This is a genomic window from Neogemmobacter tilapiae (assembly GCF_014652215.1).
GTDB classification, from domain to species: Bacteria; Pseudomonadota; Alphaproteobacteria; order Rhodobacterales; family Rhodobacteraceae; genus Neogemmobacter; species Neogemmobacter tilapiae.
The window spans coordinates 63,351-89,087 of the sequence record NZ_BMYJ01000009.1; the positions used below are offsets into that span (position 1 = coordinate 63,351).

The 25,737-nt window shown below is 63.6% G+C and carries 27 protein-coding genes and 1 pseudogene; 15 read left to right on the forward strand and 13 right to left on the reverse strand.

The genetic code is table 11. The annotated features are described in order from the left end of the window. Positions 1-23: 23 nt before the first annotated feature. Positions 24-881: a calcium-binding protein gene (locus IE095_RS14070; protein ID WP_189412310.1), complete on the reverse strand. Its 858-nt coding sequence runs from the start codon at positions 879-881 to the stop codon at positions 24-26. Between the two features lie 308 nt (positions 882-1,189). On the opposite strand from IE095_RS14070, the gene IE095_RS14075 reads away from it, so the two are divergent. The 5 genes from IE095_RS14075 (at position 1,190) to IE095_RS14095 (ending at position 5,570) form a co-directional block, all read left to right on the forward strand. After that, complete coding sequence (locus IE095_RS14075) at positions 1,190-2,647, forward strand: DegQ family serine endoprotease (RefSeq protein ID WP_189412407.1); 1,458 nt, start codon at positions 1,190-1,192, stop codon at positions 2,645-2,647. Between the two features lie 158 nt (positions 2,648-2,805). Then, the gene (locus IE095_RS14080) at positions 2,806-3,291 is read left to right on the forward strand and encodes a hypothetical protein (RefSeq protein WP_189412311.1); all 486 of its coding nucleotides are present in this window, start codon (positions 2,806-2,808) and stop codon (positions 3,289-3,291) included. Positions 3,292-3,315: 24 nt separating this feature from the next. Then, positions 3,316-4,203: a helix-turn-helix transcriptional regulator gene (locus IE095_RS14085; RefSeq protein ID WP_189412312.1), complete on the forward strand. Its 888-nt coding sequence runs from the start codon at positions 3,316-3,318 to the stop codon at positions 4,201-4,203. Positions 4,204-4,227: 24 nt separating this feature from the next. Next, positions 4,228-5,181, forward strand: a complete 954-nt coding sequence (locus IE095_RS14090; RefSeq protein ID WP_189412313.1) for an alpha/beta hydrolase — start codon at positions 4,228-4,230, stop codon at positions 5,179-5,181. 65 nt (positions 5,182-5,246) lie between these two features. Continuing rightward, positions 5,247-5,570, forward strand: a complete 324-nt coding sequence (locus IE095_RS14095) for a 2Fe-2S iron-sulfur cluster-binding protein (RefSeq protein ID WP_189412314.1) — start codon at positions 5,247-5,249, stop codon at positions 5,568-5,570. Positions 5,571-5,618: 48 nt separating this feature from the next. Here the strand turns inward: IE095_RS14095 and IE095_RS14100 are convergent, their stop codons facing one another. Further along, on the reverse strand, positions 5,619-6,035 hold the full coding sequence (locus tag IE095_RS14100) for a DUF1178 family protein (protein ID WP_189412315.1): 417 nt from the start codon (positions 6,033-6,035) through the stop codon (positions 5,619-5,621). Between the two features lie 52 nt (positions 6,036-6,087). Next, positions 6,088-6,537, reverse strand: coding sequence for an NUDIX hydrolase (locus tag IE095_RS14105; protein ID WP_189412316.1), 450 nt, complete (start codon positions 6,535-6,537; stop codon positions 6,088-6,090). A 259-nt stretch (positions 6,538-6,796) separates the two neighbouring features. On the opposite strand from IE095_RS14105, the gene thpR reads away from it, so the two are divergent. Then, positions 6,797-7,339 (forward strand): RNA 2',3'-cyclic phosphodiesterase, encoded by a 543-nt coding sequence (gene thpR, locus IE095_RS14110; RefSeq protein WP_189412317.1) that lies wholly within the window; start codon positions 6,797-6,799, stop codon positions 7,337-7,339. Here the strand turns inward: thpR and IE095_RS14115 are convergent. The 8 genes from IE095_RS14115 to IE095_RS14150 all read right to left on the reverse strand — a co-directional run bounded on the left by IE095_RS14115 (position 7,336) and on the right by IE095_RS14150 (position 15,849). Beyond that, positions 7,336-8,499, reverse strand: coding sequence for a 3-deoxy-D-manno-octulosonic acid transferase (locus tag IE095_RS14115; RefSeq protein ID WP_189412318.1), 1,164 nt, complete (start codon positions 8,497-8,499; stop codon positions 7,336-7,338). The genes thpR and IE095_RS14115 overlap by 4 nt on opposite strands. Positions 8,500-8,522: 23 nt before the next feature. Then, positions 8,523-9,965 (reverse strand): amidase, encoded by a 1,443-nt coding sequence (locus tag IE095_RS14120; RefSeq protein WP_189412319.1) that lies wholly within the window; start codon positions 9,963-9,965, stop codon positions 8,523-8,525. A gap of 72 nt (positions 9,966-10,037) precedes the next feature. Beyond that, positions 10,038-11,063, reverse strand: coding sequence for an extracellular solute-binding protein (locus tag IE095_RS14125; RefSeq protein ID WP_189412320.1), 1,026 nt, complete (start codon positions 11,061-11,063; stop codon positions 10,038-10,040). 19 nt (positions 11,064-11,082) lie between these two features. After that, entirely contained in the window at positions 11,083-11,886 is an 804-nt protein-coding gene (locus IE095_RS14130; RefSeq protein ID WP_189412321.1) for an ABC transporter permease, read from the reverse strand. Beyond that, positions 11,879-12,811, reverse strand: a complete 933-nt coding sequence (locus tag IE095_RS14135) for an ABC transporter permease (protein WP_189412322.1) — start codon at positions 12,809-12,811, stop codon at positions 11,879-11,881. The genes IE095_RS14130 and IE095_RS14135 overlap by 8 nt, the downstream gene beginning before the upstream one ends. 3 nt (positions 12,812-12,814) lie before the next feature. Further along, positions 12,815-13,876: an ABC transporter ATP-binding protein gene (locus tag IE095_RS14140; RefSeq protein WP_308428905.1), complete on the reverse strand. Its 1,062-nt coding sequence runs from the start codon at positions 13,874-13,876 to the stop codon at positions 12,815-12,817. A 170-nt stretch (positions 13,877-14,046) separates the two neighbouring features. Continuing rightward, the gene (locus tag IE095_RS14145; protein WP_189412323.1) at positions 14,047-15,495 is read right to left on the reverse strand and encodes an amidase; all 1,449 of its coding nucleotides are present in this window, start codon (positions 15,493-15,495) and stop codon (positions 14,047-14,049) included. A gap of 45 nt (positions 15,496-15,540) precedes the next feature. Beyond that, positions 15,541-15,849 carry a DUF6476 family protein gene (locus IE095_RS14150; protein WP_189412324.1) on the reverse strand — a complete coding sequence of 103 codons (309 nt, stop codon included), beginning with the start codon at positions 15,847-15,849 and terminating at the stop codon, positions 15,541-15,543. Here IE095_RS14150 and IE095_RS14155 point away from each other — a divergent pair. Both IE095_RS14155 and rpoH read left to right on the forward strand, forming a co-directional pair. Further along, positions 15,848-16,912: an RluA family pseudouridine synthase gene (locus IE095_RS14155; RefSeq protein WP_189412325.1), complete on the forward strand. Its 1,065-nt coding sequence runs from the start codon at positions 15,848-15,850 to the stop codon at positions 16,910-16,912. The genes IE095_RS14150 and IE095_RS14155 overlap by 2 nt on opposite strands. 546 nt (positions 16,913-17,458) lie before the next feature. Beyond that, on the forward strand, positions 17,459-18,355 hold the full coding sequence (gene rpoH, locus IE095_RS14160; protein WP_189412326.1) for an RNA polymerase sigma factor RpoH: 897 nt from the start codon (positions 17,459-17,461) through the stop codon (positions 18,353-18,355). Between the two features lie 37 nt (positions 18,356-18,392). Here the strand turns inward: rpoH and IE095_RS14165 are convergent, their stop codons facing one another. Continuing rightward, positions 18,393-19,064 carry a LamG domain-containing protein gene (locus IE095_RS14165; protein ID WP_229804802.1) on the reverse strand — a complete coding sequence of 224 codons (672 nt, stop codon included), beginning with the start codon at positions 19,062-19,064 and terminating at the stop codon, positions 18,393-18,395. Positions 19,065-19,292: 228 nt separating this feature from the next. Here IE095_RS14165 and IE095_RS14170 point away from each other — a divergent pair. From IE095_RS14170 to IE095_RS14200, 7 genes and pseudogenes are all read left to right on the forward strand, one after another. Continuing rightward, a pseudogene (locus IE095_RS14170) lies at positions 19,293-19,975 on the forward strand (phosphatidylserine decarboxylase); the annotation flags it as partial. After that, positions 19,976-20,728 (forward strand): CDP-diacylglycerol--serine O-phosphatidyltransferase, encoded by a 753-nt coding sequence (gene pssA / locus IE095_RS14175; protein ID WP_189412328.1) that lies wholly within the window; start codon positions 19,976-19,978, stop codon positions 20,726-20,728. Between the two features lie 3 nt (positions 20,729-20,731). Continuing rightward, positions 20,732-21,349 carry a class I SAM-dependent methyltransferase gene (locus IE095_RS14180; RefSeq protein ID WP_189412329.1) on the forward strand — a complete coding sequence of 206 codons (618 nt, stop codon included), beginning with the start codon at positions 20,732-20,734 and terminating at the stop codon, positions 21,347-21,349. A 130-nt stretch (positions 21,350-21,479) separates the two neighbouring features. Continuing rightward, entirely contained in the window at positions 21,480-21,920 is a 441-nt protein-coding gene (msrB, locus tag IE095_RS14185) for a peptide-methionine (R)-S-oxide reductase MsrB (RefSeq protein WP_189412330.1), read from the forward strand. A 5-nt stretch (positions 21,921-21,925) separates the two neighbouring features. Beyond that, entirely contained in the window at positions 21,926-22,426 is a 501-nt protein-coding gene (gene msrA, locus IE095_RS14190) for a peptide-methionine (S)-S-oxide reductase MsrA (protein ID WP_189412331.1), read from the forward strand. Beyond that, positions 22,423-23,826 (forward strand): protein adenylyltransferase SelO, encoded by a 1,404-nt coding sequence (locus IE095_RS14195; RefSeq protein ID WP_189412332.1) that lies wholly within the window; start codon positions 22,423-22,425, stop codon positions 23,824-23,826. Before msrA ends, IE095_RS14195 begins: the two co-directional genes overlap by 4 nt. A gap of 4 nt (positions 23,827-23,830) precedes the next feature. Further along, entirely contained in the window at positions 23,831-24,871 is a 1,041-nt protein-coding gene (locus tag IE095_RS14200) for a GlxA family transcriptional regulator (protein WP_189412333.1), read from the forward strand. Here the strand turns inward: IE095_RS14200 and IE095_RS14205 are convergent, their stop codons facing one another. Continuing rightward, positions 24,872-25,702, reverse strand: coding sequence for a PfkB family carbohydrate kinase (locus IE095_RS14205; protein ID WP_189412334.1), 831 nt, complete (start codon positions 25,700-25,702; stop codon positions 24,872-24,874). Positions 25,703-25,737 lie beyond the last annotated feature (35 nt).

Here is a 25,737-nt window from a genome sequence, read left to right on the forward strand (position 1 = left end):
TGCGATGCACCGGCCCTTTTGATTCAGTCAATGGCCACGAAATCACTGGCGGTCAGGGTCAGCCCTGCCTTGACGCGGGCAAAGGCGATCTTTTCCGCGAAATCTGAGCCATCGGGATCGTAAAACAGCCAGCCCGTCGATTTCTGATAGATGATGCGGTCGTCGCCATCGACGGCAGCGCTGCCGGTGCGGAAGGATTCGGCGGCCAGAACATCGAGCGGCCCGATCTCGGTAAACACATCGTTGTCGAGGTGGATTTCATCGACGCCAGGTTTGAAATCGCGGATCAGGTCGTGATGGGCGAGGCCGGGCGCTTCGTCAAAGAGAAAGACGTCTGCCCCTTTGCCGCCAAAGAGAATGTCTTGCCCCTTTTGGCCGTTGAGGGTGTCTGCGCCTGCGCCGCCATAAAGCACGTCCTTGCCGTTGTAGCCATCGACACTGTCCGACCCGGCGGCGCCATAGACGGTATCATTGCCGGTCCAAGCCGAGATAGCATCGGCAAGGTTGGTGCCATCGACGCGGTCATGGCCTTTGGCGATCAAGTTGAAGTAGCCAAGATAGTTATCGGCTTGCAGAAAATTGAACATCGCCTCGGCATTGACATTCAGGCCGGTGACCTTCAGCACCTGCCGCCCTTCGTATCGCATATTCAGGCCGTTGATCGTCCCTGCGGTGACATCCGCAACACCGCCGACCACGGAAAGACCAAAGCCCGATCCGATATAGTTCACGCTGGCGGCAAAGCCGCCATCCAGACGCAGCGTGTTGCCGTTCAGATGTACATCGGTCAGGGCCGTGGGAAGGACGATGGCAATATAGGTCTGACCCCCAATAGGCGGGGCTTCAAAGGGGTCGGCGGGGAAATAGGTGAAACGGGCCATGGTTCTCTCCAATACGGCGTGATGAAATCACCATCCGGTTATCACAAATGGCTTTTGTTTTCCATCTTTCTGGGCCCAACCTTCCCTCGCCCCTCGCCCCTCGCCCCTCGCCCCTCGCCCCTCGCACGCGATTTCACAAGCGATTGAGAAGTTGAAACCTGCTTTGCAATTCGTGCAAGCGCGGCCTAGGTTCGTGCCATCGCTTTGGTGCGGTTTGATCCGTGCCTTGTCTGAATTGTGAAAGGAGCCCTCAGGTGCCCTCTGTCGCCGTGACCTTCCCCCGCGAGAACGCTGCCGATGTGGCGCGGATGCGGGGCACTTCTTTCCTGGCTGCCATCGGTCTTGGGCTGATGCTGGCCGTGATGCCCGCGCTGCCTGGCCATAGCCGTGGCGCGCCCGAAAGCTTTGCCGATCTGGCCGAACAGATCAGCCCTTCGGTGGTGAACATCACCACGTCGTCGGTCATCGCCTCGCCGATGGACGGCGGGCCGCAGATGCCGGAAGGCAGCCCGTTTGACGAATTCTTCCGCGATTTCATGGAGCGGAACGGTGATGCGCCGGATGGACCGCAAAGGTCGGAGGCCTTGGGTTCGGGGTTCGTGATTTCCGAAGACGGTTACATCGTGACCAACAACCACGTCATCCAAGGCGCGGATGAGATCGAGATCGAGTTCTTTTCGGGCAACCGACTGGATGCGAAACTGATCGGGACGGACCCGAAAACCGACATCGCGTTGCTGAAGGTGGAAAGCCCGACGCCGCTGCCGTTCGTCAGCTTTGGTGACAGCAATCTGATGCGCGTGGGCGATTGGGTCGTGGCGATGGGCAACCCGCTGGGGCAGGGTTTTTCGGTTTCCGCAGGGATCGTTTCGGCGCGGAACCGCGAGCTGTCGGGCACCTATGACGATTATATCCAGACCGATGCGGCGATTAACCGGGGCAACTCGGGCGGGCCGTTGTTCAACATGGATGGGCAGGTGATCGGGGTGAACACCGCGATCCTGTCGCCGAATGGTGGGTCGATTGGCATCGGCTTTTCGATGGCGTCGAATGTGGTGACCAAGGTCGTCGATCAGTTGCGTGAATTCGGGGAAACCCGGCGCGGTTGGCTGGGGGTGCGGATTCAGGATGTGACGCCGGATGTGGCCGAAGCGATGGGTCTGGCCGTGGCCGAAGGGGCGCTGATCACCGATGTTCCCGATGGTCCGGCCAAGGATTCGGGGCTTTTGGCGGGCGATGTGATCACCAGCTTTGATGGCGGTTCGGTGAAAGACGTGCGCGATCTGACGCGCCGTGTGGCCGATGCGCCGATTGGCGAGGCGGTGCCGGTGGTGATCTTGCGCGAAGGCAAGACGGAAACCGTGCAGGTGACCTTGGGCCGGCGCGAGGAGGCCGAGGCGGAAACGACGGTTCTGACCTCGGGTGAGCCTGCGAAACCGGCTGAGGCGATGATCCTGGGCATGACGGTGACCGAGTTGGATGATGCGAAGGCGGCGGAGCTGGGGATTGATCCGGCGACCAAGGGGCTGTTGGTGGTCAAGGTGGACGGCACGTCTGAAGCCTTTGCGAAAGGCTTGCGTGAGGGCGATCTGATCACCGAGGCCGGGCAACAGCCGGTGGTTCTGGTGAAGGATCTGGAGGACCGGATTGCCGAGGCCAAGGAGGGCGGACGCAAGTCGCTGCTTCTGTTGGTGCGGACGGGGGGGAACCCGCGTTTCGTGGCGGTGTCGGTGGAGGATGGGGCGATGGCCCCGGCAGAAGAATAACGCGATCCCGCTGCCGTGACGGCGGGGTTTGCGGGCGGCGGGCGAAGGGCAACCTTCGCCCGCCGTTTTGTTTGGTCTTTGCACAACAGGATTTGCGCGGGGGGCAACAGGACGGGGCGGGTTTGAACGCCTAATCTGGCGCAAAACCGGAGGAAAAGATGCGCCTAATGATCGCCCTGATGATAACGGCCCTGCCTGCGCAGGCGGAAATGATAGTGGCGCTGCTGGCCCCTTGGGATGGTGTGACGGTTCCCGCGGGCCAGCATTGCCGGTTGCAAGACGGATCAGGGGATACGCCGCCGATGCAGGTGACAGGGGTGCCCGAGGCGGCGGTGGCGCTGCGTCTGTGGTTCAATGACCTGAGCTATCCCAGTCTGGCCTTTGACGGGGGGCACGGGGTGGTCGAAATTGCTACCGCGCCGGGCGATGTGGCGATTGCCGCTCTGCCGGGGGAAACCGATGCCCTGCCGGACGGGGTGCGGATGTTCAGCGCGCCAAGGGCGCGGGGGGAATATGCCAGTGTGGGCTATCTGCCGCCCTGTTCGGGTGGGCGCGAGCATGTCTATGCGGTGACGGTAACGGCGCATGGGGCGGACGGGGTGGAACTGGCGCGGGTCAAGAATGTGAAACTGGGTTCCTATTAGCGACAAGTCGGGGCAGGATGGCGCATGACCGCGCATGCTTTCTTTCTGCCCGATGTGCTGCTGCAAGACGGGCCGGGGCCCGATGTCCTGTTTTATCCGCATCGGGGGGCAGGGCGACCGGGGCATATGGCCTTGGTCTTTTCCTGGCCTGCGATCAGCGTGATCATGGCGGGGCAAAAGCGCCTGACCGATGGTCCTGTAGTTGCGGATTTCCGGGCAGGTGAGGCTTTGGCCTATCGTGCGGGCCAAAGGGTGGAGACCGAAGACAGCGCGGATTACCAATCCTTTATGCTGTTCTTTCGCCCGGCCGCCCTGACCCGCGCGATGGCGCGGTTGGGTCTGGTGGCGCAGGGCGCGGTGGCGGGGGCCCATGTGGCCCTGCGGCAAGGCGGGCGGCTGGCGCTGTTGGCCGGGGGCACGCGCGATCTGATCGAGCGGGGCGCGCCCAGCCCCGCGATGGCCGAGGTGATCCTGCAACAATTCCTGCTGGCAGCGGTCGAGGACAACGGGCCGGATGTTCTGGCGCTGTGGGCGGCCAGCGCGGTGGCCAGCCCAGATCAGCGGATTGGCGAGGTGTTGGAGCAGAACTGGCGCAACAATCCCGGCCTGCCCGATCTGGCACGTCTGGCGGGCTGTTCGGCATCCACCTTCAAGCGGCATGTGGCGCGGATTTACGGGCTGTCGGTCAGCGACTGGCTGCATCAGCGGCGGATGGCCCATGCCTGGGTCGTGCTGTCGCATGACAGTCGGCGGGTGTCGGATGTGGCCTTTCAACTGGGCTATGAATCGCATTCGGCCTTTTCGCAGGCCTTTCGGCGGCATTTCGGCCTGCCGCCCTCGCAGGTGCGGCAGGGCTCGGGGCAACAGGATTTGACCTTGGCGCGCAACGACGGGGCGGGGGAAATCGCCTAGCCAAAGGGAAACGAAAGGAACCCCATGCTGACCCGTCGCCAGAGCCTGACCCTTGGAACCGCTGCCGTCTTTGCCCCGCTGCTGCCCTTTCCGGCCTTGGCCGCACCGCAAGCGGATTGGGGAAGCATCGAATATCTGCCCGAGGTCACCTCGGCCCATGTCGGGCCGCGGGCGGTGACGCTGTGGCAGCCGCCTGCCGATGTGGTGCCGCTGGATGAACCGCTGCCGGTGATCGTGGCGCAAGACGGGGGCAACCTGTTTGACGCGGCGGCATCCTACAGCGGCACGGCATGGGAGCTGGACCGGGCGATGCAGGCGCATATCGAAAAGGGCGGGCAGGCGGCGCGGATCGTGGCGGTGCATTCGGGCGCGGCACGGTCGATGGAATACAATTCCGAAACCGTTCTGGCGGCGCTGGACGGCGAAATGGCCGATCTGGTGCTGCGCAGTTGCGAAGGGCCCTTGGCGTCGAACGCCTATCTGCGTTTTCTGGCGGAGGAGCTGCTGCCGATGGCGGCGGGGCGGATGGCCTTGGCACAGGGGCCTGCGATGATCCTAGGGGCGTCGATGGGTGGCACGATTGCGGTCGAGGCGCTGATGACGCGGCCCGATGTCTTTGCGGCGGGGGCGGCGTTGTCGGCGCATCTGGTGCTGTTCGGCCCGGCCTCGCAGGCGCCTGACTTTGGGCCGTTCCCCGAGGATGGTGGCAAGCGGCTGGCGGCGGCTTGGCGCAAGGCGGCGGCCGCGCATTTCCCCGCGCCGGGGGGCACAAGGCTTTGGCTGGATCGGGGCACCGAGGATTTGGATGCCTTTTACCCCGACAGCCATATTGCGCTGACAGAGAGCCTGCTGGCCAAAGGCTATGTTGCGGGCGACGACCTGATGGTCAGGGTCGACAAGGGCGCGGGGCATTTCGAAACCTTCTGGCAGGCCCGCCTGCCCGCTGTGCTGGATTTCCTTTTGCCCGCAAAAGGGTGATCGTCGGGGCCTTGTGAATGCCGGCACTTTGCCGCTAGATCAGGGCGCAGCGAAGGAAGGTAGCCATGGCGAAAATCACCTATGTCGAACACAGCGGGCGGGAACATGTCGTCGAGGTCAGGAATGGCATGACGGTGATGGAAGGCGCGCGGGACAACGGCATTCCGGGGATCGAGGCCGATTGCGGCGGGGCCTGCGCCTGTTCGACCTGCCATGTCTATGTCGATGCCGCTTGGGTGGACAAGCTGCCGAAGAAGGACGCGATGGAAGAGGATATGCTGGATTTCGCCTGGTCGCCCGACCCGGTGCGGTCGCGACTGACCTGCCAGATCAAGGTTTCGGACGCGCTGGATGGGCTGCGGGTGCAGATGCCGGAGAAGCAGATCTGAGCGGGAACACTCTAAAAATTTTCGTCGAAAATTTTTAGAGTTCGGGCGCTAGTTCGCCTTGTTCTTGGGCATGAAGGGCAGGGGGGCGACGGGGATGCCGTCCTCCAGCAGTTTCAGCGCCTCATCCGCCCGCGCCTCGCCGTGGATGGACCGTTCGGGCTTGTCGCCTTCGTGCATGGCGCGGGCCTCGGCGACAAAGTTCATGCCGACATATTCGGAATTTTCCTCGACCTTTCGGCGGAGTTCGGCGAGCGCTTTTTCGCGTTCGGTCGCCTCGCCGCGCAGGCGGGCCTTGGGTTCCATCTGGGCCACGCGGGGGGCCATCAGGGCCTTTTCGACCTGGGCCGAGCCGCATTCAGGGCAGGTGACCAGCCCCTTGGCATGCAGGGCGTCATAGCCGGAACCCGAGGGGAACCAGCTTTCAAAGTCATGGCCGTTGGAACAGGATAGGCTGTAGCGGATCATCGGGCGGAACACCTTGGCGAACAGGGGGAACCTAAGGATTTCCAGCTCGAGTTCAAGCCTGTGGCTGAAAACCCGACAGCAGGGCCTTGAGCCCCGGTTCATCGACACGCAGCGCCGCCTCGGACAGGCTGACCCATTCGCGGCGGCGCTCGCGCGCCTCGGGGAAGTCTTCGGCCAGCGCTGTGACCTGAACGCCATGCACCTGCACGCGGCAGGGCAGAAGGCGGGCCTTGGGCTGATCGCGGTGTTTCACCTTGTCATAGGCATAATCGCCCAGCATCGGCCCCAAGCGGCCTTTGACGCCGGCCTCTTCATAGGCTTCTTGCAGGGCGGCATCGCCATGGCTTTTGCCATTCATCGGCCAGCCCTTGGGAATGACCCAGCGCCCGGTTTCGCGGCTGGTGACAAGAAGAACCTGAACCATGCCATGATCCACGCGCCAGCACAAAGCGCCCAGTTGGACGGCCCTTTCGTTCTGGATGGGATCGCGCATCTTGTTCATCTTTGCCTGACCGGCCAATCTGTTGTGGTTCAAACCTGTGGATAAGTATGAATCGTTGGTCGGATTATGTCTATCAACTATGTTCCTATGACGGCGATTCAAGCCTTGGAATGGTGCAAATCCGACTCGATTGTCACAAAAAGCGGCTGGATGAGCGGTTTGGATCTTCGTCCTTTGCAAAATCGAACAAAATCGCGCGGCGGGGGCGGGGCGCTTGAGGAGGGTGGATCGTCTGGCGGGTTTCGTCTAGCTGTGGGCTATGCGCTGTTTCCTTGCCCTGCCGATGCCGCCCGAAGCCCTGCGCCCGCTGTTGCAGGTGCAGGCGATGCTGGATTTGCCGGATGATCTGACGACATGGATGCCCGAGGAGAGCCTGCATCTGACGCTGGCCTTTCTGGATGAGGTGGATAGCGGCAGGTTGCAGGCGGTGCATGAGGCGATGGAGGCTTTGCGGTTGCCTGCCTTTGATCTGACGCTGTCGGGTTTGGATGTGTTTGGCGGGGCCAAGCCGCATGCGGTTTGGGCGGGGGTTGCCGAGAATGCGGCCCTGGTGGCGATGCAGGCCAAGGTGGAAACGGCGGCGCGGCGGGCGGGGGTGACGATCCCGGCGAAACGCTTTGTGCCGCATGTGACCCTGGCGCGGCTGCGGCGACCGAACGCGGATCAGGCACGGGCGATTGAGCGGACGGTGGTCAGCCATATCGGGTTTCGGACGGCGGCTTGGCGGGTGGATGGTTTCGCGCTGTATCAATCCTGGCCGGGGTCGCAGTATCAGATTCTGGCGGAATATCCGCTGACCTAGGGCAAAGCGCGGCGAAGGCGGTCCAAAAGGGGGCCAAGGTCGGCGGTTTCGGCCAGCAGGCTTTGCGCCGCTTGGCGGAGGGCGGCCTGCCGGGCGCTGGTCAGTTGGGCTAGGGTGGGGCCAAGGTTTTCGGCGGTGGTGGCAAGGGCGGCGTTGGCGCTGTCGAGCGCGGCAAAGACTTCGCTGAAATTGGCGGTGTCGGGGCCGTGGAGGATGGCCGAGCCATAGGCGGCGGGTTCATAGGGGGTATGGCCGCCCCGGTCGGTGAAGGATCCGCCGATGATGGTCGTGCCGGCCATGCGATACCAATAGTCCATCTCGCCCAAAGTGTCGGCCAGATAGACGCCCTTCGTCGCCACGTCGCCTTTGGAGCGGCGGGCCATGGGGGCAAGCTGGGCAATGGCATCGCCACGTTCAGGGTGGCGGGGGGCGAGGATGAGGGTTTCAAAGCCTGCGGTCTGGGCCGTGGGCCAAGCGGCGAGGATCAGGGCTTCATCCCCCGGATGGGTGCTGGCGGCGAGCAGGCATGTGTCACGGGGGCCGGGCGGTTCAAAGGGCAAAGGGCGGGTTTGCAGGCTGACGGCGGTTTTCAGCATAAGGCTGGGGGCGAGGCGATCCGGGGGCAGGCCGAGGGCTGTAAAGCGGGCGGCGCTGGCCTGATCCTGGGCGGACAGGCAGGTGACGCCCGAAAGCATCTGGCGGATGAGGCCGGGGGCGCGTCTTGCCCAGCCTGCGGCGGAGCCTTCGGAAATACGGGCGCCGACCATGGCAAGGTGCCCGGCCATGGCCAGCATACGGTTGGGCCAAAGCTCGCTTTCGATCAGGATCAGGGCGCGGGGCTGATGGCGGCGGCGAAAGCGGGCCAAGCACCAGCGCAGATCAAAGGGGGCAAAGCGGGCCTGCACGCCGGGGATGGCCCAGCCCTGCACCATGGCGCGGGCGGTGGCGGTGTTGCAGGTGACGACAATCGGTTCATCGGCGGCCAAGGCGGTGATCAGGCCCCGCGCGCTGGTGAGTTCACCGACAGATGCGCCGTGGACCCAGAGGCCGGGAGGGGAGGCAGCACCGCCGCCCAGCCGTTCGCCAAGGCCGCCCTTGCGGAGGGCTTGCAGGACAAGCAGCGGGAAGATGAGGGTAAGGAGCAGGCGATAAAGGATCATGCCCCAGCCCTAGCTTTCCGTGGTCAAACGGGCAAGTCCGGCGGCAGGCGACCGGGCCAATCGCTGGCCTTGTGATAGGCTTTCCCCATGCCCAGCAGCCTTGCATCCGAACCCACGGGGCCGATGAGTTGCAAGCCCATGGGCAGGCCGCTGACCCCCAGCCCGCAGGGCAGGGCAAGGGCGGGAAGTCCGGCAAGCGAGGCGGGAATGACCACCTCCATCCAGCGGTGATAGCTGTCCATTGTCTGGCCCGCGATGGATTTCGGCCAATCCCATGTGGCGGGAAAGGGCCAGACTTGGGCCGAAGGCAGGATCAGCGCATCATAGGTTTCAAAAAGCCGGGCGGCGCGGGCATACCAGCGGGAGCGGGTCTCACTGGCTTTATAAAGCGCCTCGGCGGTGATGGCGCGGCCTTGGTCGATTTCCCAAAGGGTTTCGGGTTTCAGCTGGACGCGGGTTTCCGGGTTTTCCCAAAGCGCGCGTTTGCCCCCGGCGGTGAGGAAAGATCGCAGGCTTGTCCAGGATTGCCAAAGGGCGTCGGCGGGGAAGGGCGGGGCAAGGGGTTCGATGGTGGCCCCCAGATCGCGGAAAAGGTTCAGGCCGGTTTCGCAATGGTCCAGAATGCCGGGTTCCATCGGATAGGCCCCGCCCCAATCGGCCAGCCAGCCGATGCGCTGGCCGCGCAGATCGACGGGTTCGATGCCGGTGAAATCGCCGCGTCCAAAGGGGGTGGCGGGGTGGTTGCCCGCCATGACACGCAGGATCAGCGCCAGATCGTCAATGTCGCGCGCCATAGGGCCATCGGTGGCGAGGGTGGCGAGGAATGTATCGCCCACGGCATCTTGGGGGATCAGGCCCCAGCTGGGGCGAAAGCCGTAGACATTGCAAAAGGCGGCGGGGTTGCGCAGGCTGCCCATCATGTCAGAGCCATCGGCCCCGGCGACCAGCCGCGCGGCCAAGGCGGCGGCGGCCCCGCCGGAGGATCCCCCGGCGGAACGGTCGGTGGCATAGGGGTTGCGGGTGACGCCGAAGACTGGGTTGTAGCTGTGGCTGCCTTGACCCCATTCGGGGACATTGGTCTTGCCGATAAAGATCGCGCCCGCGGCATGCAGTCTTGCGGCCAGAAGATCGTCCTTTTGCGGCACGTGGTTCGCATAGAGGGGCGAGCCCCAGGTGGTGCGCAGGCCGGCTGTGGCGACCAGATCCTTGACGGCCCAAGGCACGCCATGCAGCGGGCCGCCAGCAACGCCAGCAACGCCAGCAACGCCAGCAACGCCAGCAACGCCATCGGCGGCGCGGGCCTGTGCCATCAGGTGATCGGCGTCCAGAAGCGAGACCACGGCATTCAGGGCGGGGTTGACGCGGGCGATGCGGTCGAGCGTGGCTGCCATGACTTCGGAAGGCGAAACCGCCCCAGCGCGGATTGCGCCGGTCAGGCCGGCAAGGCCCAGTTCATGAATGTTCATCTTTTCTTTTGAAATATCCCACGGGGGTGCGGGGGTGTGAAACCCCCGCCTTTCAACGCTGATCGCAGCGCCTTACTTTTGCAGTTCGGTCCAGATGGCGGTGATGTATTCCTGCGCCTTCGGCCCGCAGGTCGGAAGGAAGACGCCTGCCGCCTTGAATTCCTCGGGGATCATCACCTCGGGCGCAGTTTTCATGTCTTCGGGCATGAAGGGTTCCGAACCGGCGATCCCGTTGGCATAGCGCGCAAAGGCCGAGATCATCGCGGCGTTTTCCGGCACCATGATGAAATCGAGGAATTTATACGCCTCTTCGACATTCTGCGCGTCGGACAGCAGCATCACGGAATCCATGAACAGCGGATAGCCTTCTTTCGGATAGCCGTAAGCGACGGTCGGATTGGCCAGACGGGCACGCATGGTCGATCCGTTCCAGTTGACCGAGGCCGCCCAGTTGTTGTTCGACAGGTTTTCGGTGGCCCCATAGTCCATCGACAGCCAGTCGGGTTTCGCCGCCAGCAGGGCGTCACGGGCGGCTTTCAGCACCACGGTATCTTCGCTGCACGGCTGGCCGCCATTGGCCATGACGGCGAGGTTCACGATGTCGTTCATTTCGGGGACGACGTTGATCTTGCCCTTCAATTCGTCAGGCACGTTCAGAAAGACGGCGCTGGTGTTGATGTCGCCGCCATAGACGGCGGTGTTCACCGCCATGCCGGTGGAGCCCCATTGCCAAGGGATCGAATGGGTGCGGCCCTTGTCCCATTCAACATCTTTCCATTCGGGGGCGATGTTGGCGTGATTGGGTAGCTTGCTTAGGTCAAATTCGACGGCGAGGCCTTTTTCAACCCAGATCGGCACATAGTTGGCTGAAGGCACGACCAGGTCAAAGCCATGACCACCCGCCTCGATCTTGGCCAAGGCCACATCGTTGCTGTCATAGTCGGTGACGGTGACCTTGATGCCGGTCTCAGCCTCAAACTTGGCCAGAAGTTCGGGGCTGGTGTAGTTGCCCCAGTTGTAGAGTTGCAGCGTGCCCTCGGCCTGGGCAAGGCCCGTGGTGCCCAGCAGCAGGGCGGCGGTGGTCAGAAAACGTGTCATCTTGATACTCCCCATTTGGTCAGTCTTTTTGGCGTGTCAGCAGAAAGAAGGCGGTCAGCAGGGCCACGGTGAGGGCCAGCAGAAGGGTGGAAATGGCGTTCACCTCGGGCGTGATGGCGCGGCGCATCTGGCCCAGCATATAGGTGGGCAGAGTGTCTTGTCCGCCGGATTTGACGAATTCGGTGATGACGACATCGTCAAGGCTGATGACGAAGGCCAGCATGGCGCCCGCCATGATGCCGGGGGCCAGAAGCGGCAGGGTCACGCGGCGGAAGGTGGCGATGGGGCTGGCGTAAAGGTCGGCAGCGGCGATTTCGAGGCTGGCATCCATGCCCGCAAGACGGGCGCGGATGGGCAGATAGGCAAAGGGAATGCAAAAGGCGGAATGGGCGGCGACAAGGTAGCCAAGGCCCTGATAGCCGGTGGCCTGTTTGACGATACCGAACAGGATCAGCAGGGCGACGGCGGTGACGATTTCCGGCACCATCAGGGGCTGGTTGATCATGACATAGATAAAGCCGCGCCCGCGAAAGGCGGGTCTGCGGGTGGTGCCCAAGGCCGCCAAGGTGGCGACGGATGTGGCGATAAGCGCCGACAGCGTGGCGATGGTGAGCGAGCGGAGGGCGGCATCCTGCACCGCCTGATTTTTCCAGGCGGCGGCGAACCATTTCAGCGAAAAGCCGCCCCAGACCGAGATGGAGTTTTCAGCGTTGAAGGCAAAGCCGACCAGCGTCAGGATGGGCAGATACAGCGCCAGAAACACCAGAACGGCGATGGTGGCGAAGCCCGGCAGGCGGGCGACTTGAAAGCGGCGGTCAGCCATGGCGACCTTCGCTTTCACCGCCCTCGGCGGCACGGACGTAAAGGATCAGGGCCAAGGCCACGACGACCAGCAGCAGGATGGACAGGGCGGCACCCAAGGGCCAGTTGCGGCCCTGGGTGAACTGCAATTCGATGAAATTGCCGATCATCATGTTCTTGCCGCCGCCCAGAACGCGGGGGGTGACATAGGCGCCAAGCGAGGGGACGAAGACAAGGATCGATCCCGCGACAATGCCGGGACGGACGATGGGCAGAATGACGCGGCGCAGGCAGGCCCAGCGGCTGGCGTAAAGATCATAAGAGGCCTCAAGCAGGCGCATGTCGAAACGGTCGATGGCGGCAAACAGCGGCAGAACCATGAGCGGCAGATAGACATAGGCCATGCCCGCGAGAACGGCCCCATCGGTGTAGATCATGCGCAGCGGCTGGTCGATCAGACCCGCCCAGATCAGCAGGCTGTTGATGATGCCGTCGTTGCGGATCACCTCGTTGATGGCAAAGGTGCGGATCAGAAGGTTGGTCCAGAAGGGAATGGTGATCAGGAAGAGCCACATCGCGCGGGCCTTGGGGGGGCGCGTGGCGATGAACCATGCGGTCGGGAAGCCCAAGGCAAAGGTGATGAGCGTGGTCATGAGCGAGAGTTTGACCGAGCGCCAGAAGATGGTCAGATGGGCATCGGCCAGAACCAGCGTGTCGTCAAAGATGTCGCGGCTGTAAAGCACGCCGATCCAGCCATCGGGGGAAAATTCACCGACGACATTGCCGTATTGGCCGGGGGTCAGGAAGGAATAGACCAGAACGATGAGCAGCGGGCCGCAGGCGAAGAGGGTCAGGATCAGCAGAGCCGGCGCCGACAGAAGCCAGCCATTGCGGGCGCTGGCGCGGCGGCGGGCGGCCTCGGCCTGGCCTGTGGCGGCTGGGGTCATCGCCTAATCCTCCAGCCGTTGGACAAGGGCGGGGTTCAGACCCAGCGTGATGTCGGTGCCGGGATTGGGCGGGGCGGCTGTGGCGGCGTCGCTGTTCGGGCGGCGAAGCGTGAGGGCCGTGCCGCAAGACAGGCGCAGGTGCCAATGGGTGTCGGTGCCGGAATAGACGGCGCGTTCCATCCGGGCGGGCAGGGGCAGGTCGCCCGTTTCGGGCGCGGGGCGCAGATGTTCGGGGCGGAGTGCCAGCGTCGCCCTTTGTCCGGGGGTGGCAGTTCCGGGGATCAGAACCCCGCAAGCCAGACGCCAGCCCGCAGCTTCGCCCACGGCCTCCAGAAAATTCGTCTCGCCAATGAAATCCGCGACAAAGCGGTTGACGGGTTTGGTGTAAATGTCGCGGGGGGCGCCGACCTGCTGCACGCGGCCCGACTGCATCACGGCGATGCGGTCGGACATGGTGAGGGCCTCTTCCTGATCATGGGTCACGAAGATGAAGGTGATGCCGGTTTCCTGTTGCAGGCGTTTCAATTCGCCCTGCATTTCGCGGCGCAGTTTCAGATCAAGCGCGGAAAGCGGTTCATCCAGCAGCAACACGCGGGGTTCGGGGGCCAAGGCGCGGGCAAGGGCGACGCGCTGTTGCTGGCCGCCGGACAATTGGCCAATCTTGCGTGCGGCCAAGGCGTCCAGCCGGACAAGCGCCAGCATGCGTTCAGTGCGTTGGGCGACCTCGGCCTTGGGGCGGCCCTGCATTTCCATGCCGAAGGCGACGTTCTGGGCGACGGTCAGATGGGGAAACAGGGCGTAGGATTGAAAGACGGTGTTGACCGGGCGGCGGTTGGGGGGCAGGGCGGTGATGTCGGCCCCGTCGAGCAGGATCTGGCCGGAAGTCGGCGCCTCAAACCCCGCGATCAGCCGCAACAGCGTGGTCTTGCCGCAGCCCGAGGGGCCAAGAAGGGTGAAGAATTCGCCGCGCCGGATGCCGACCGACACATTGTCCAAAGCCCTGACCGCCGATGTGCCCTGACCGAAAGCCTTGACGACATCCAGCGCCTCGATTGCCAGATCCAAGCAGCACCTCCTTGCGCAGAACGCGGGGGTTTTTGATGCGCGGGATGCGCGGTGTTTTGATCATATTTGACGGGGTGGGTTCAGGAAGCAAGCGGTTTTGCGACGGCAATTGCCGCTGAAAGCGGCATTGCCCGATTTGTGGGCGGGGATGGATTGGTCTGTTCGATGGATCACTGCGGCGCTGGGGGCCTGCGGTGTGCCCAAGGGGCGGCGCGTTCGATTTCGGCGCAGAGGGCGATCAGTTCCTCATCCCGGCCAAAGGGGGCAGCCAGATGCAGGCCGATGGGCAGGCCGATGGCGGATTGGGCCAAGGGCAGGCTGGCGGCGGGCTGGCCAGAGGCGTTGAAGACAGCGCAGAAGGGGGAATAGGCGAAAATGCCGTTCGGGCCGGTGCGGTAGGCGACGTAATCCTCGGTCACGTGGGCGAAGCGGCCGACCTTGGCGGGCGGTTCAGCGAGGGTGGCGGAAAGCAGGATGTCATGGCCTGCGCCATCCTCGGGTTCAAAGAAGGCGGCCATCTGGCGGCCAAAGGCGTGGATTTCGCCGACCGCCTGCAAGTAGCGGGTGGGGGGCAGGGTGGCGGCATAGGCCACAGCGCCGCGACCGACGGCTTCGACCAGATCCGCCGACAGGGGCCGCCCCTTCAGGGCGCTGGTGACGGCCAAAGCGGTGCCGACGCCGACCAGATCGGTCCAGGCGCGCATCATGCCCGTGACATCGGCGCGGGGTCGGGCCATTTCGACATGGTGGCCGAGTGATTCGAGCAGTTTGGCCGTCTGCAAGACGGCGTCGCGGCAATCGGGGTGGATGGCCTCGCCCGTGAAGGTCGTCTCGCACACCGCGACACGCAGGCGGCGCGGCGGGCGGCTGATGGCGGCGGCATGGCCTGCACCCAAGGGCGGGGCGCAATAGGGGGCACCCAGATCGGCCCCTTCGCAGGCATCCAGCATGATGGCGGTGTCGCGGACGGAACGGGTCAGGAAACCGTCGATGGCCATGCCTGCCCAGCCCTCACCGGCATAGGGGCCGTCGGGCAGGCGGGCGCGGGTGGGTTTAAAGCCGAACAGCCCGCAGCAGGAGGCGGGAATGCGCACCGAACCGCCGCCGTCCGACCCATGCGCAAAGGCGACGATCCCCGCCGCGACAGCCGCCCCCGCCCCGCCCGATGATCCGCCGGGGGTATGGTCCAAGTTCCAAGGGTTGCGGGTGGGGGCGCCATAGACGGCGGATTCGGTGGCGGTGCCGATGCCGCCCTCGGGGCTGGTGGTCCGGCCAAAGGTCACAACGCCAGTGGCCTGCATCCGTTTGAAAATGCTGCTGTCCTGATCATAGCGGGTGTTGGCGAGCAGGCGCGAGCCGTTGTGCGAGGGGAAATCCACCGCCTCGGCCCCCAGATCTTTCAGCAGGAAGGGTACGCCAAGAAAGGGGCCTTGCGGCAAGCCTTGTGCGATGGCCTTGCGGGCGACGCCTTCTTGCATCAAGACCACGGCATTCAGAGCGGGGTTCAGCCTTTCGACGGCGCGCAGCGCGTCATCCAGCAGTTCCGTGGGCGAGACCTGCCCGCTGGCGACCAGCGCCGCCAGACCTGTTGCATCGCTTACGCCGTAATCTTCAACCATGGCACACCTCTTTTGCGCCATGCTGGCCCATGCCGGGCAGGGCGTCTAGGGCAGATCGACGGTGATTTCCTGCCGGAGTGCGCCATCCGAGCCAAAGATCAAGAGCCGCCCGTCGGTGGTGACGACGCCGGTCCAGCCGGGGCCTTGGGTGATGGCCTGCGGTTCGGCCCCGGCGGGCATCGCCAGATTGTCGGGGAAATTCGTGGGGCTATAGTCGGGCATGCGGGTGACAAGCAGGACGACCACGGTTATGACCCCCGCAATCATGGTGAGGGTCAGGCCCATCACCAGCCATTTCAAAAGCCGCAGGCTGGGCGGCAGCCGGGGTTCTGGCGCATCGAGAGGGTCTTGCATGACGGATTCCGTGGCAGAGGACGAGGATGATGAAGGTCTGACCGGAGAACCCGGGCGGCTGATCGTGACATTGGACGACAATCCGCCCGACCGTCTTGATAAGGCCTTGGCGCAGGCGGTGCCAGAGGAAGCGGCGCTGTCGCGCACGCGCCTGTCGCGGATGCTGGCCGAGGGTGAGGTTCTGGATGCCGAGACGGGCCTGCCGCTGACCGATGGCAAGGCCAAGGCGCGTCCGGGGCAAAGCCTGATCCTGCTTTTGACGCCCGCCTTGCCCACGGAAATGCTGGCGGAAGACATTCCCCTGAACGTGATTTGGGAAGATGCCGATCTGATCGTGATCGACAAACCGGCGGGGATGGTGGTGCATCCGGCCCCCGGCAGCCCGCGCGGCACGCTGGTCAATGCGCTGCTGCACCATTTCGGCGGGGGCCTGTCGGGTGTAGGCGGCGTGCAGCGACCGGGGATCGTGCATCGGATCGACAAGGAAACCAGTGGCTTGCTGGTGGTGGCGAAATCCGACCGGGCGCATCACGGGCTGGCGCGGCAGTTTCGCGACCATTCGTTGCTGCGGGCCTATCTGGCGGTGGCGCATGGCGTGCCCTCGGCCGCCGATCCGCGTCTGGTGGGGTTGCGGGGGATTGGGTTCGAGCCGGGGGGCGTGTTGCGGATTGCAACGCATCTGGCGCGGCATAAGACCGACCGGCAGAAACAAGCAGTGGTCTGGGATCAGGGGCGTCATGCGGTGACACGGGTGCGGGTGGTTGAGGAACTGGCCGAAGGGGCGGTGTCGCTGGTGGAATGCCGGTTGGAAACCGGGCGGACGCATCAGATTAGGGTGCATATGGCCTATGCGGGGCATGGGCTGATCGGCGATCCGACCTATGGCGGGGCGTGGCGGTTGCCGGGTCGTTTGCCGGGGGCGGAACTGGCCGAGGCTTTTCCGCGCCAGGCGCTGCATGCGGCGACCTTGGGTTTCGTGCATCCGGTGACGGGTGAGGAGCTGTCGTTTGAAAGCGCCTTGCCGGGGGATATGCAGGCGCTGCTGGTGGCGCTGCGGGGATAGGGTGGAGGCGGCGCGTTGAGGTGGCACGGGCCACAGCGTCGCGCCCGCGCCGCGCGTTGCCGTTGCGATCGGCTTGCGCCGCCGGGGCTCTGCCCCGGACCCCGGGATATTTGAAAAGAAAAGATGGAATGAGATGAAAGAACCCCGTTCAGCGCTGCTGAACGGGGCCATCTTCTCTTACGGTCATCGGCATCCCTGCCTGTACCGCCCGTTCAATCTGCATCAGGCGGGTTAACAATTTCTTTCCCGCATTTGGATCTTTTCTTTGAAAATATCCTCGGGGGGAGGGCGCAAAGCGCCCGTGGGGGCCGAAAGCCCCCCGCCTTGATGGGGGCTCGATGCCCCCTGAAAGGCGGTTGGACGGCGCGCCGAAACTAAACTTGACAGTTTTGTTATCCATATTTCAGCCCTCTTACGGAACTGTGCGGGGATACACACATTGTTCATCAAATGAAGCTAAGGTCGCGCCTTGCGTGAAGGCGATAACAGGCCTAGCGTTGCTGTCCTGCCGGGCCATGATGGACGGCAGCACATATGGGGGGCGCTATGAGCACCTATGCAAATCTGCCTGCACCGAGCCCGGAACAAGGGCTGAACCGGTATATGCAGGAAATCCGGAAATTTCCGCTGTTGGAACCGGAAGAAGAATACATGTTGGCCAAGGCTTGGGTCGATCATCAGGATTCGGCCTCGGCCCACCGGTTGGTGACGTCACACCTGCGCTTGGCTGCGAAAATCGCCATGGGCTATCGTGGCTATGGCCTGCCGCAGGCGGAAGTGATTTCCGAGGCGAATGTGGGTCTGATGCAAGCCGTGAAACGCTTTGATCCGGAGAAAGGCTTCCGCCTTGCGACCTATGCGATGTGGTGGATCCGGGCGAGCATTCAGGAATACATTCTGCGGTCGTGGAGCCTTGTGAAACTGGGCACCACCAGCGCGCAGAAAAAACTGTTCTTCAACCTGCGCAAGGCGAAAGCCAAGGTGGGCGCGTTGGAGGATGGTGATCTGCGGCCAGAAAATCTGGCACGGATTGCAACCGACCTGAACGTGAGCGAGCAGGACGTGATCGACATGAACCGGCGTCTTTCGGGTGGCGATGCCAGCCTGAACGCGCAGATCGGCAGCGATGGCGATGGTTCGACCCAATGGCAGGACTGGCTGGAGGATGAAGACAGCGATCAGGCCCAGCACTATGCCGAAAAGGACGAGCTGGACACGCGGCGCGAATTGCTGGTGCAGGCGATGTCGGTGCTGAACGAGCGTGAAAAGGACGTTCTGGTGCAGCGCCGCCTGTCGGATGAACCCGTGACGCTGGAAGAACTGTCGGAAAGCTATGGCGTCAGCCGGGAACGCATTCGGCAGATCGAGGTGCGGGCTTTTGAAAAGCTGCAAGCCAAGATGCGCGATCTGGCCAAGGGCAAGGGGATGGTGGTTCCGGCCTGATTGCGCGATTGGCGACGCCGCTCACGGATAGGGTGGGCTAGCGCCGCTCAATTCTGAGGTTTGAAAAGAAACCCTCGGTCCCGATATCAACCCAGAGGCCGATCCCGCCGGAGGCAGGGTCGGCCTTTGTCGTTGCAATGTCCAAAGTCAGGGCACCGTTCACGCGGGCGCGCAGTTGGTTCCGGTCGATCTCCAAAGTCAAATTGATCCATTGGTCGGGGGCTATGTCGGCTGCGGCTTCGTAAGGGCCGTCCGGTTCTTCGTTGCGCAGACGGTCGAATTTCCAGTCCGGATAGGCAAAATACTGAATCGCGCGTTGATCGCGCGGTGGGGGCGGATCAAGCCGCAGGCCATTGGTCGGACGCAGGTAGACCGACTCGAAGTGGTCCGCCTTGGGGCTTATGCGATATGCGAGGCCTACAAAGCCCCGCGCGTAATCTGGGGCATCTGGCAAGAGCCTTGACAGAATGTCGACCTCAATCTTGCCGTTCATGAAATCGACGGGCAGTTGAAGAAAGGTCGGCTGATCGACGTAGTCAACGCCATAGGTGCCTTGGGCGGCCCGGTCTGAAAGTGTGACACGCAGACAGCTTTTGCCTTCGATTATGGCGGACTGAACAGCAACATCATGCCATGTTGCAGCGGGCAAAGGCTTGCTGAGGTCAAAGATCATCCCATACTCCGGTCGGCAGGTTTCAAGCCCAAGCATGGCGCGACGGCGGAGCAAAGCCAAGAGCAAGGGCGTGTTTTGCCTTCGGGACTGGTCATGACGTGGCTTTCGGGGCATCAACGCGCTGGGCGGATTCCGCCCGGCCTTGGGCGGCCTTGCGTCGCAATTTGCTGGAAAGTGTCGTTTCTGTTTGTCACGGGGGCGGGCTTCGGCTAACAGGGCCGCAACCTTGAAGACGAAGGCCCGAATATGTCGACACCCGGCGCGATGCTTGCCACTGTTCTGAAACCGATGCACCCCGAGGGGTGGCGCTTTCTGCCGATCTTTGCGGCGGTGACGCTGGTGCTGTTCTGGCTGTGGGAGCCTTTGGGCTGGGTTGGCGTCATCGCCACCATCTGGTGCTATTACTTTTTCCGTGATCCGAAACGGTTCATCCCGCAGGGCGAAGGGCTGATCCTGTCGCCCGCCGATGGGGTGGTGCAACTGATCGAACGGGCCGTGCCGCCGCCGGAACTGGGGATGGGGCCAGAGGCTTTGCTGCGGGTCAGCGTCTTTATGAACGTGTTCAACTGCCATGTGAACCGGGCCCCGATTGCGGGCAAGGTGGCGGCCATCGCCTATCGCCCCGGCAAGTTCCTGAATGCCTCGCTGGACAAGGCGTCGGACGACAACGAGCGCAATTCGCTGGCCATCGAACTGGCGGACGGGCGCAAGATTGCGGTGGTGCAAATCGCGGGTCTGGTGGCGCGGCGGATCCTGTGTTTCACCCATGTTGGTTCGGCATTGCGGGCGGGCGAACGCTTTGGGCTGATCCGGTTCGGGTCGCGGCTGGATGTCTATCTGCCCGAGGGCGTGCTGCCTTTGGTGGGCGTCGGGCAGGTGGCCGTGGCGGGTGAAACGGTGCTGGCCAATCTGGCGCATAGCGGCGCGCAGACGCAGGTGCGGCGCGAATGACCGAGGAATCCCCCCCGCGCAAACGGCGCGAGTTGCAGCTGGTGCAGCTATTGCCGAACTTCCTGACGCTGTCGGCCCTGTGCTGCGGGCTGACCTCGATGCGCTTTGCGGTGTCGGGGCAGGTGCAGGCGGCAGTGATCCTGATCGTGCTGGCGGCGCTTTTGGACGGGCTGGATGGGCGTGTGGCGCGGCTGTTGTCCAGCGAAAGCGCCATTGGGGCGGAACTGGATTCGCTGGCCGATTTCCTGTCGTTCGGCGTGGCCCCCGGCATCATCCTGTATTTCTGGACCTTGAACGGTCTGGGTGGGGTGGGTTGGGGTGCGGTGCTGGTGCTGGCGATCTGCTGCGCCTTGCGGCTGGCGCGGTTCAACACCTCATCCAAAAGCCCGGCTTTGGAAGGGAAGGTCTGGTTCAAGGGCGTGCCGTCGCCTGCGGGGGCGCTGCTGGCCTTGATGCCGATGTATCTGCAATTCTTTACCGATTTCCGGTTGCCCGCCGTGGTGGTGGCGCTGTGGACGGTGGGAATTGCCGTGCTGATGATCAGCCGGATTCCGACTTGGTCGTTCAAATCCTCGACCGTTTATGCCGAAAACGCCCGTTACATTCTGGTGGCATTCGTGGTGCTGGCGGTTCTGGCGCTGAATTACCCCTGGTTTACGCTTTTCCTGTTGGGCCTGGTCTATCTGGCAACCTTGCCTTTCGCGTTTCGCCACCATCGCAGGCAACGCCCTGCCAAGACGGAGAGCTGACCCATGGACATGCAGGCCATGCGCAAATCCTATGCCCGCTGGGCGCCGGTCTATGACCTGACCTTTGGCGCGGTGACCAGTGCGGGGCGGCGGCGGGTGGCGGGAATGGTGAATGCGCGGGGCGGGGCCTTGCTAGAGGTGGGCGTTGGGACAGGCATGTCGCTGGACCTCTACAATGGCGATGTGCGGGTGACGGGGATCGATGCCAGCCCCGAGATGCTGGCGAAAGCGGAAGAACGGGTTCTGGAAAAGAACCTGACCCAAGTGGCGGAACTGCGGGAAATGGACGCGCGGCATCTGGGCTATGCGGACAATACCTTTGACCATGTGGCGGCCTTGCACATCATGTCGGTGGTGCCGGAGCCGGAACGGGTGATGGCGGAAATGGCGCGGGTGCTGAAACCGGGCGGGTCGCTGTTCGTGGTGAACCATTTTGCGCGGGAAAAGGGGTTCGTGGCGATGGCCGAACGTCTGGCAGCGCCTTTGGCGGATTGGCTGGGCTGGCATTCGGATTTCGACCGGGGGCAGGTTCTGGGGCAGGACAATCTGAAACTGGCGGAAGAAATTGCCTTGCCGCCCTTTGGGCTGATGACCTTGCTGCGGTTGACGAAACGGGGGTAGGGCTGATGGGCCAATGGCCCATCCTACGGCCAAATCCGCGTGATCGGTTTGACATGATCACCCGCTTAGCGTTGCTTTCTGGCCTTTCGACGCCATCTATGGAACATTCCGCAAAAAAGGGATCAGTTCCATGACAACCTATGCCAAATCGGCCGAGGCGATTGCCCGGCTTTCCCCCGAAGAATACCGCGTGACGCAGCAAAGCGGCACGGAACGGCCGGGGACAGGGGCGCTGCTGTATAACAAGGATCCGGGGATCTATGTGGACATCGTGTCGGGTGAGCCTTTGTTTGCCTCGTCCGACAAATATGAATCGGGCTGCGGCTGGCCTTCGTTCACGAAACCCATCGAACCGGCCCATGTGACGGAATTGCGCGACACGACGCATGGGATGATCCGGGTGGAGGTGCGTTCGACGCATGGCGACAGCCATCTGGGCCATGTGTTCAACGATGGGCCGCGCGACCGGGGCGGTTTGCGTTACTGCATCAACTCGGCGTCCTTGCGGTTCGTGCATCGGGACGACATGGAAGCGGCGGGCTACGGCGACTATCTGGATCAGGTGGAGTGAGGACGATGGAAAAGGCAGTTCTGGCGGGCGGTTGTTTCTGGGGCATGCAGGATCTGGTGCGCAAGATGCCGGGGGTGGTGTCCAGCCGCGTGGGTTACAGCGGCGGCGATGTGAAGAACGCGACCTATAAGGACCACGGCACCCATGCCGAGGTGTTGGAGGTGGTGTTTGATCCCACCGTTCTGACCTATCGGCAGTTGCTGGAGTTTTTCTTTCAAATCCACGACCCCAGCACGGTGAACCGGCAGGGGAATGACATCGGCATGTCCTACCGTTCGGCGATTTACACCACGTCCGAAGAACAGCGGCTTGTGGCCTTGGATACGATTGCCGATGTGGATGCCTCGGGTCTGTGGCCCGGTAAGGTGGTGACGCAGGTCGAACCCTTGGGTGATTTCTGGGAGGCGGAGGATTACCATCAGGACTATCTGGTGAAAAACCCGAATGGCTATACCTGCCACTTCCCCCGTCGCGGCTGGGTTCTGCCCCGGCGCACTGCGGAATGATTGTCGGGAATTCCTATGCTGATGATCTGAAAGGGCTCTATCTGCCCTTTCAGGCCGCCCGCTTTCCGGCGCCCGCCTTGGTGGCGCTGGATCGTGGGTTGGCGGGGGAGTTGGGGATGGACCCCAACGATGCAGGGCTGGCGCAGATGCTGTCCGGCCAGACCCCGCCCGAGGGGGCCACGACCTTGGCCATGGCCTATGCCGGGCATCAGTTCGGCGGGTTTTCCCCCAGTCTGGGGGATGGCCGCGCGATGCTTTTGGCCGAGGTGCAGGGGCAGGATGGGCGCTGGTGGGACATCCATCTGAAAGGCTCAGGCCGCACGCCGTTCAGCCGGGGCGCGGATGGCAAGGCCGCTTTGGGGCCGATGCTTCGGGAATATGTGATCAGCCGCGCGATGTTTGCCATGGGCGTGCCCACGACGCGGGCCTTGGCGGTGGTGGCGACAGGCGAGGATGTCTACCGCGAGGCCGGGGCCTTGCCCGGTGCCGTTCTGGCGCGGGTGGGGGGCAGCCATCTGCGGGTGGGGACGTTCCAGTTCGTCGCGGCGCGGGGCGACATCGACAGTCTGCGGCGGCTGCTGGCCTATGCCATCCGGCGGCATGATGCGGATCTGGCCCCGGATGATGCGCTGGGCCTGTTGAAACGGGTGGGGGCGCGGCAATCGCGGCTGATCGCGCAATGGATGGGGTTGGGCTTTGTTCATGGCGTGATGAACACCGACAACATGACGATTTCCGGCGAGACCATCGACTATGGGCCTTGTGCCTTTATGGAAGCGCATGATCCGGCAACGGTGTTCAGTTCCATCGACCGTCAGGGCCGCTATGCCTATGGCAACCAGCCGGGGATTGCGCGGTGGAATCTGGCACGACTGGCCGAGGCTTTGTTGCCGCTGATCGACGCGGATGAGGACAGGGCGATTGAGCAGGCAAGTGCGGTGATTGATGGTTTTGCCGAGTGGTTTCAACGTGATCTGCAAAACGTGCTGGCGTTGAAATTGGGGCTTGCTGCGCCGAACCCTGATCTGACCGAAGACTTGCTGAATGCGATGATGGAGGCCAAGGCCGACCACACGCTCACCTTCCGCGCACTGGTGCAGGCGGCAAAGGGCGACACCGGGGCTTTCCTTGCGCAGGTGCCCGAGGGGCGCGACTGGTTGGTGCGCTGGCAGGCCGAAAACCCGGACGCCGCGATGATTGAAGCCCACAACCCGGCGCGTATTCCGCGCAACCATCTGGTGGAGGAGGCGCTGGACGCTGCCCAAAAGGGCGACATGGCCCCCTTCGATTCACTGACAAAAGCACTGGACCGGCCATTTTGCGACATCGCGGGGCTTGACCGCTATCGACTTCCCGCGCCATCTGGGTTTGGAGCATACCGCACCTTCTGCGGCACGTAAGGTGATGACCGAGATTCAGACCCCAGACACCCGCTTTGTGGCGCGGGGCGTGGCGCATGTGACGCTGGACCCAGTGGACCGGCCGATTGAGGTCAGTTTCGTGCTGATGCCGAAGTTCACCATGCTGGCCTTTTCGGCGGCGATTGAACCGATGCGGATTGCGAACCAGTTGACGGGGCAGGTGCTGTTCCGCTGGGAAACCCTGTCGGAAAATGGCCAGCCGGTTTCCTGTTCCAATGGCGTGCCGGTGATGGTCGATGCAGGCTTTGGCACGTCAGAACCGCGCGAATTTGTGATGGTTTGCGGGGGCGTGGAGCCGGAGGCGCATGTGACGACGGCCTTGGGCGACTGGCTGCGCGGTCAGTGGCGGCGGGGACGGATCGTGGGCGGGCTTTGCACCGGGGCCTATGCCTTGGCCAAGGCCGGGATTTTGAAGGGGCGGCGTTTCACGCTGCATTGGGAAAACCTGCAAGGTTTCCGCGAAACCTGGCCTGATCTGGAACCGGCGCGGCAGGTCTTTTGCATCGACGACCGGATCGTGACCTGCGCGGGCGGGGTGGCCGCCGCCGATCTGATGTTGAAACTGATCCACGACAAATACGGCGCGGCGCTGTCCCAAGAAGTGATGAACATGTGCCTGCTGACCCGGCGGCGGGTGGAGGCGGATGAACAGACGACGTCCTTGGCCGCCCGTCTGGGAACGCGGAACGAACGATTGATCGAGGCGATTGCCTATATGGAGGCGCGGATCGAGGAACCCTTTGATCTGGACGCCTGCGCCGATCATCTGGGCGTGTCGCGGCGGCAGATTGAGCGGCTGTTCAACCGCTATCTGGGGGTCGCGCCCATCCGCTATATGAACGATCTGCGCCTGCAACGGGGGCGGGCGCTGCTGGCGGAAACCGATATGCGGGTGACCGATGTGGCGATTGCCTGCGGCTATGCCAGCACCTCGCATTTCTCGAAATCCTTCCGCGCCAAATTCGGCGTCTCGCCGCACCGCTTTTCGCATTTCGGCGGGCGGGCGGGGCCTGCGGGGGAATAGTCAGCCCATCGCCTTGCGCGCCAAAAGGCAGGCGGGTTCCAAGGGCAGGCCGCGGGCCAAGGCGGTGGCGAGTGTGCCGCAAAAGTCGTCACTGGCGCTGGGATGCGGGCGCTGGCGCGAGGCGGGCAGGGTGAAGACGCGGCCCCGGTCGCGGGCGGCCAGCCCCTTGGACCCTGCCAGAACCACCACTCCAGCCAGATGCGGATGCAGATTTTGGGCCTGCTGGGCGGCGGCGTCGAGGCTGTCGATGGGGTCATCCAAGGCGGGGGCGTCCATCACCAGATGGGTGATATGCGGCAAGACATCAGCCATGTTGTTCCCAGGCCGCGACAGGTGCAGCAGCACGGGCAGGCCGCGGCCGCGTGCCGATTGGGCGGCGGTCTGATTGACCTCGGGCGGCAGTTCGTCCTGCAACAGCAGCAGGCCGACCCAGCGCCAAAGTTCGGGATCCTCCAGCGCCGTCACATCCAGCGTTTGATTGGCCCCGGCGACGCTGACCCCGGCAAAAGCTCCGTCTGCGTCTTGAATGGTGAGCCGCAGGCCGGAGCCCGTCATATCGCGGCTTTGCAGAAAGGCATCATCGACCCCGGCCAGCCGCAATCCATCGCGCAAAAATCCCGCGAAACTGTCGTGACCCAAGGCCGCCAACAGCCGCGCCTGCCCGGCACGGGCCGCCGCTTGGGCCTGCAAACCGCCCTTGCCGCCAAAGACCGGCTGCCAAGGCCCGCCCGTCACATGCTGACCGGCCAACGGCAGGTTGGGCACGCGCACCACGATCTCTTGTTGCAGGCTGCCCACCACCAGAACGACCGGGCCTTCCTTTGCTGCCAATTGACCCTGCCCAATCGTGATGCTGCCAAGGTCAC

Excerpts from the sequence above, each read along its gene's own strand:
- IE095_RS14070 (WP_189412310.1), bottom strand. The coding sequence starts at position 881 with ATGGCCCGTTTCACCTATTTCCCCGCCGACCCCTTTGAAGCCCCGCCT.
- IE095_RS14075 (WP_189412407.1), top strand. The coding sequence starts at position 1,190 with ATGCGGGGCACTTCTTTCCTGGCTGCCATCGGTCTTGGGCTGATGCTG.
- IE095_RS14080 (WP_189412311.1), top strand. The coding sequence starts at position 2,806 with ATGCGCCTAATGATCGCCCTGATGATAACGGCCCTGCCTGCGCAGGCG.
- IE095_RS14085 (WP_189412312.1), top strand. The coding sequence starts at position 3,316 with ATGACCGCGCATGCTTTCTTTCTGCCCGATGTGCTGCTGCAAGACGGG.
- IE095_RS14090 (WP_189412313.1), top strand. The coding sequence starts at position 4,228 with ATGCTGACCCGTCGCCAGAGCCTGACCCTTGGAACCGCTGCCGTCTTT.
- IE095_RS14095 (WP_189412314.1), top strand. The coding sequence starts at position 5,247 with ATGGCGAAAATCACCTATGTCGAACACAGCGGGCGGGAACATGTCGTC.
- IE095_RS14100 (WP_189412315.1), bottom strand. The coding sequence starts at position 6,035 with ATGATCCGCTACAGCCTATCCTGTTCCAACGGCCATGACTTTGAAAGC.
- IE095_RS14105 (WP_189412316.1), bottom strand. The coding sequence starts at position 6,537 with ATGAACAAGATGCGCGATCCCATCCAGAACGAAAGGGCCGTCCAACTG.
- thpR (WP_189412317.1), top strand. The coding sequence starts at position 6,797 with ATGCGCTGTTTCCTTGCCCTGCCGATGCCGCCCGAAGCCCTGCGCCCG.
- IE095_RS14115 (WP_189412318.1), bottom strand. The coding sequence starts at position 8,499 with ATGATCCTTTATCGCCTGCTCCTTACCCTCATCTTCCCGCTGCTTGTC.
- IE095_RS14120 (WP_189412319.1), bottom strand. The coding sequence starts at position 9,965 with ATGAACATTCATGAACTGGGCCTTGCCGGCCTGACCGGCGCAATCCGC.
- IE095_RS14125 (WP_189412320.1), bottom strand. The coding sequence starts at position 11,063 with ATGACACGTTTTCTGACCACCGCCGCCCTGCTGCTGGGCACCACGGGC.
- IE095_RS14130 (WP_189412321.1), bottom strand. The coding sequence starts at position 11,886 with ATGGCTGACCGCCGCTTTCAAGTCGCCCGCCTGCCGGGCTTCGCCACC.
- IE095_RS14135 (WP_189412322.1), bottom strand. The coding sequence starts at position 12,811 with ATGACCCCAGCCGCCACAGGCCAGGCCGAGGCCGCCCGCCGCCGCGCC.
- IE095_RS14145 (WP_189412323.1), bottom strand. The coding sequence starts at position 15,495 with ATGGTTGAAGATTACGGCGTAAGCGATGCAACAGGTCTGGCGGCGCTG.
- IE095_RS14155 (WP_189412325.1), top strand. The coding sequence starts at position 15,848 with ATGACGGATTCCGTGGCAGAGGACGAGGATGATGAAGGTCTGACCGGA.
- IE095_RS14150 (WP_189412324.1), bottom strand. The coding sequence starts at position 15,849 with ATGCAAGACCCTCTCGATGCGCCAGAACCCCGGCTGCCGCCCAGCCTG.
- rpoH (WP_189412326.1), top strand. The coding sequence starts at position 17,459 with ATGAGCACCTATGCAAATCTGCCTGCACCGAGCCCGGAACAAGGGCTG.
- IE095_RS14165 (WP_229804802.1), bottom strand. The coding sequence starts at position 19,064 with ATGCTTGGGCTTGAAACCTGCCGACCGGAGTATGGGATGATCTTTGAC.
- pssA (WP_189412328.1), top strand. The coding sequence starts at position 19,976 with ATGACCGAGGAATCCCCCCCGCGCAAACGGCGCGAGTTGCAGCTGGTG.
- IE095_RS14180 (WP_189412329.1), top strand. The coding sequence starts at position 20,732 with ATGGACATGCAGGCCATGCGCAAATCCTATGCCCGCTGGGCGCCGGTC.
- msrB (WP_189412330.1), top strand. The coding sequence starts at position 21,480 with ATGACAACCTATGCCAAATCGGCCGAGGCGATTGCCCGGCTTTCCCCC.
- msrA (WP_189412331.1), top strand. The coding sequence starts at position 21,926 with ATGGAAAAGGCAGTTCTGGCGGGCGGTTGTTTCTGGGGCATGCAGGAT.
- IE095_RS14195 (WP_189412332.1), top strand. The coding sequence starts at position 22,423 with ATGATTGTCGGGAATTCCTATGCTGATGATCTGAAAGGGCTCTATCTG.
- IE095_RS14200 (WP_189412333.1), top strand. The coding sequence starts at position 23,831 with ATGACCGAGATTCAGACCCCAGACACCCGCTTTGTGGCGCGGGGCGTG.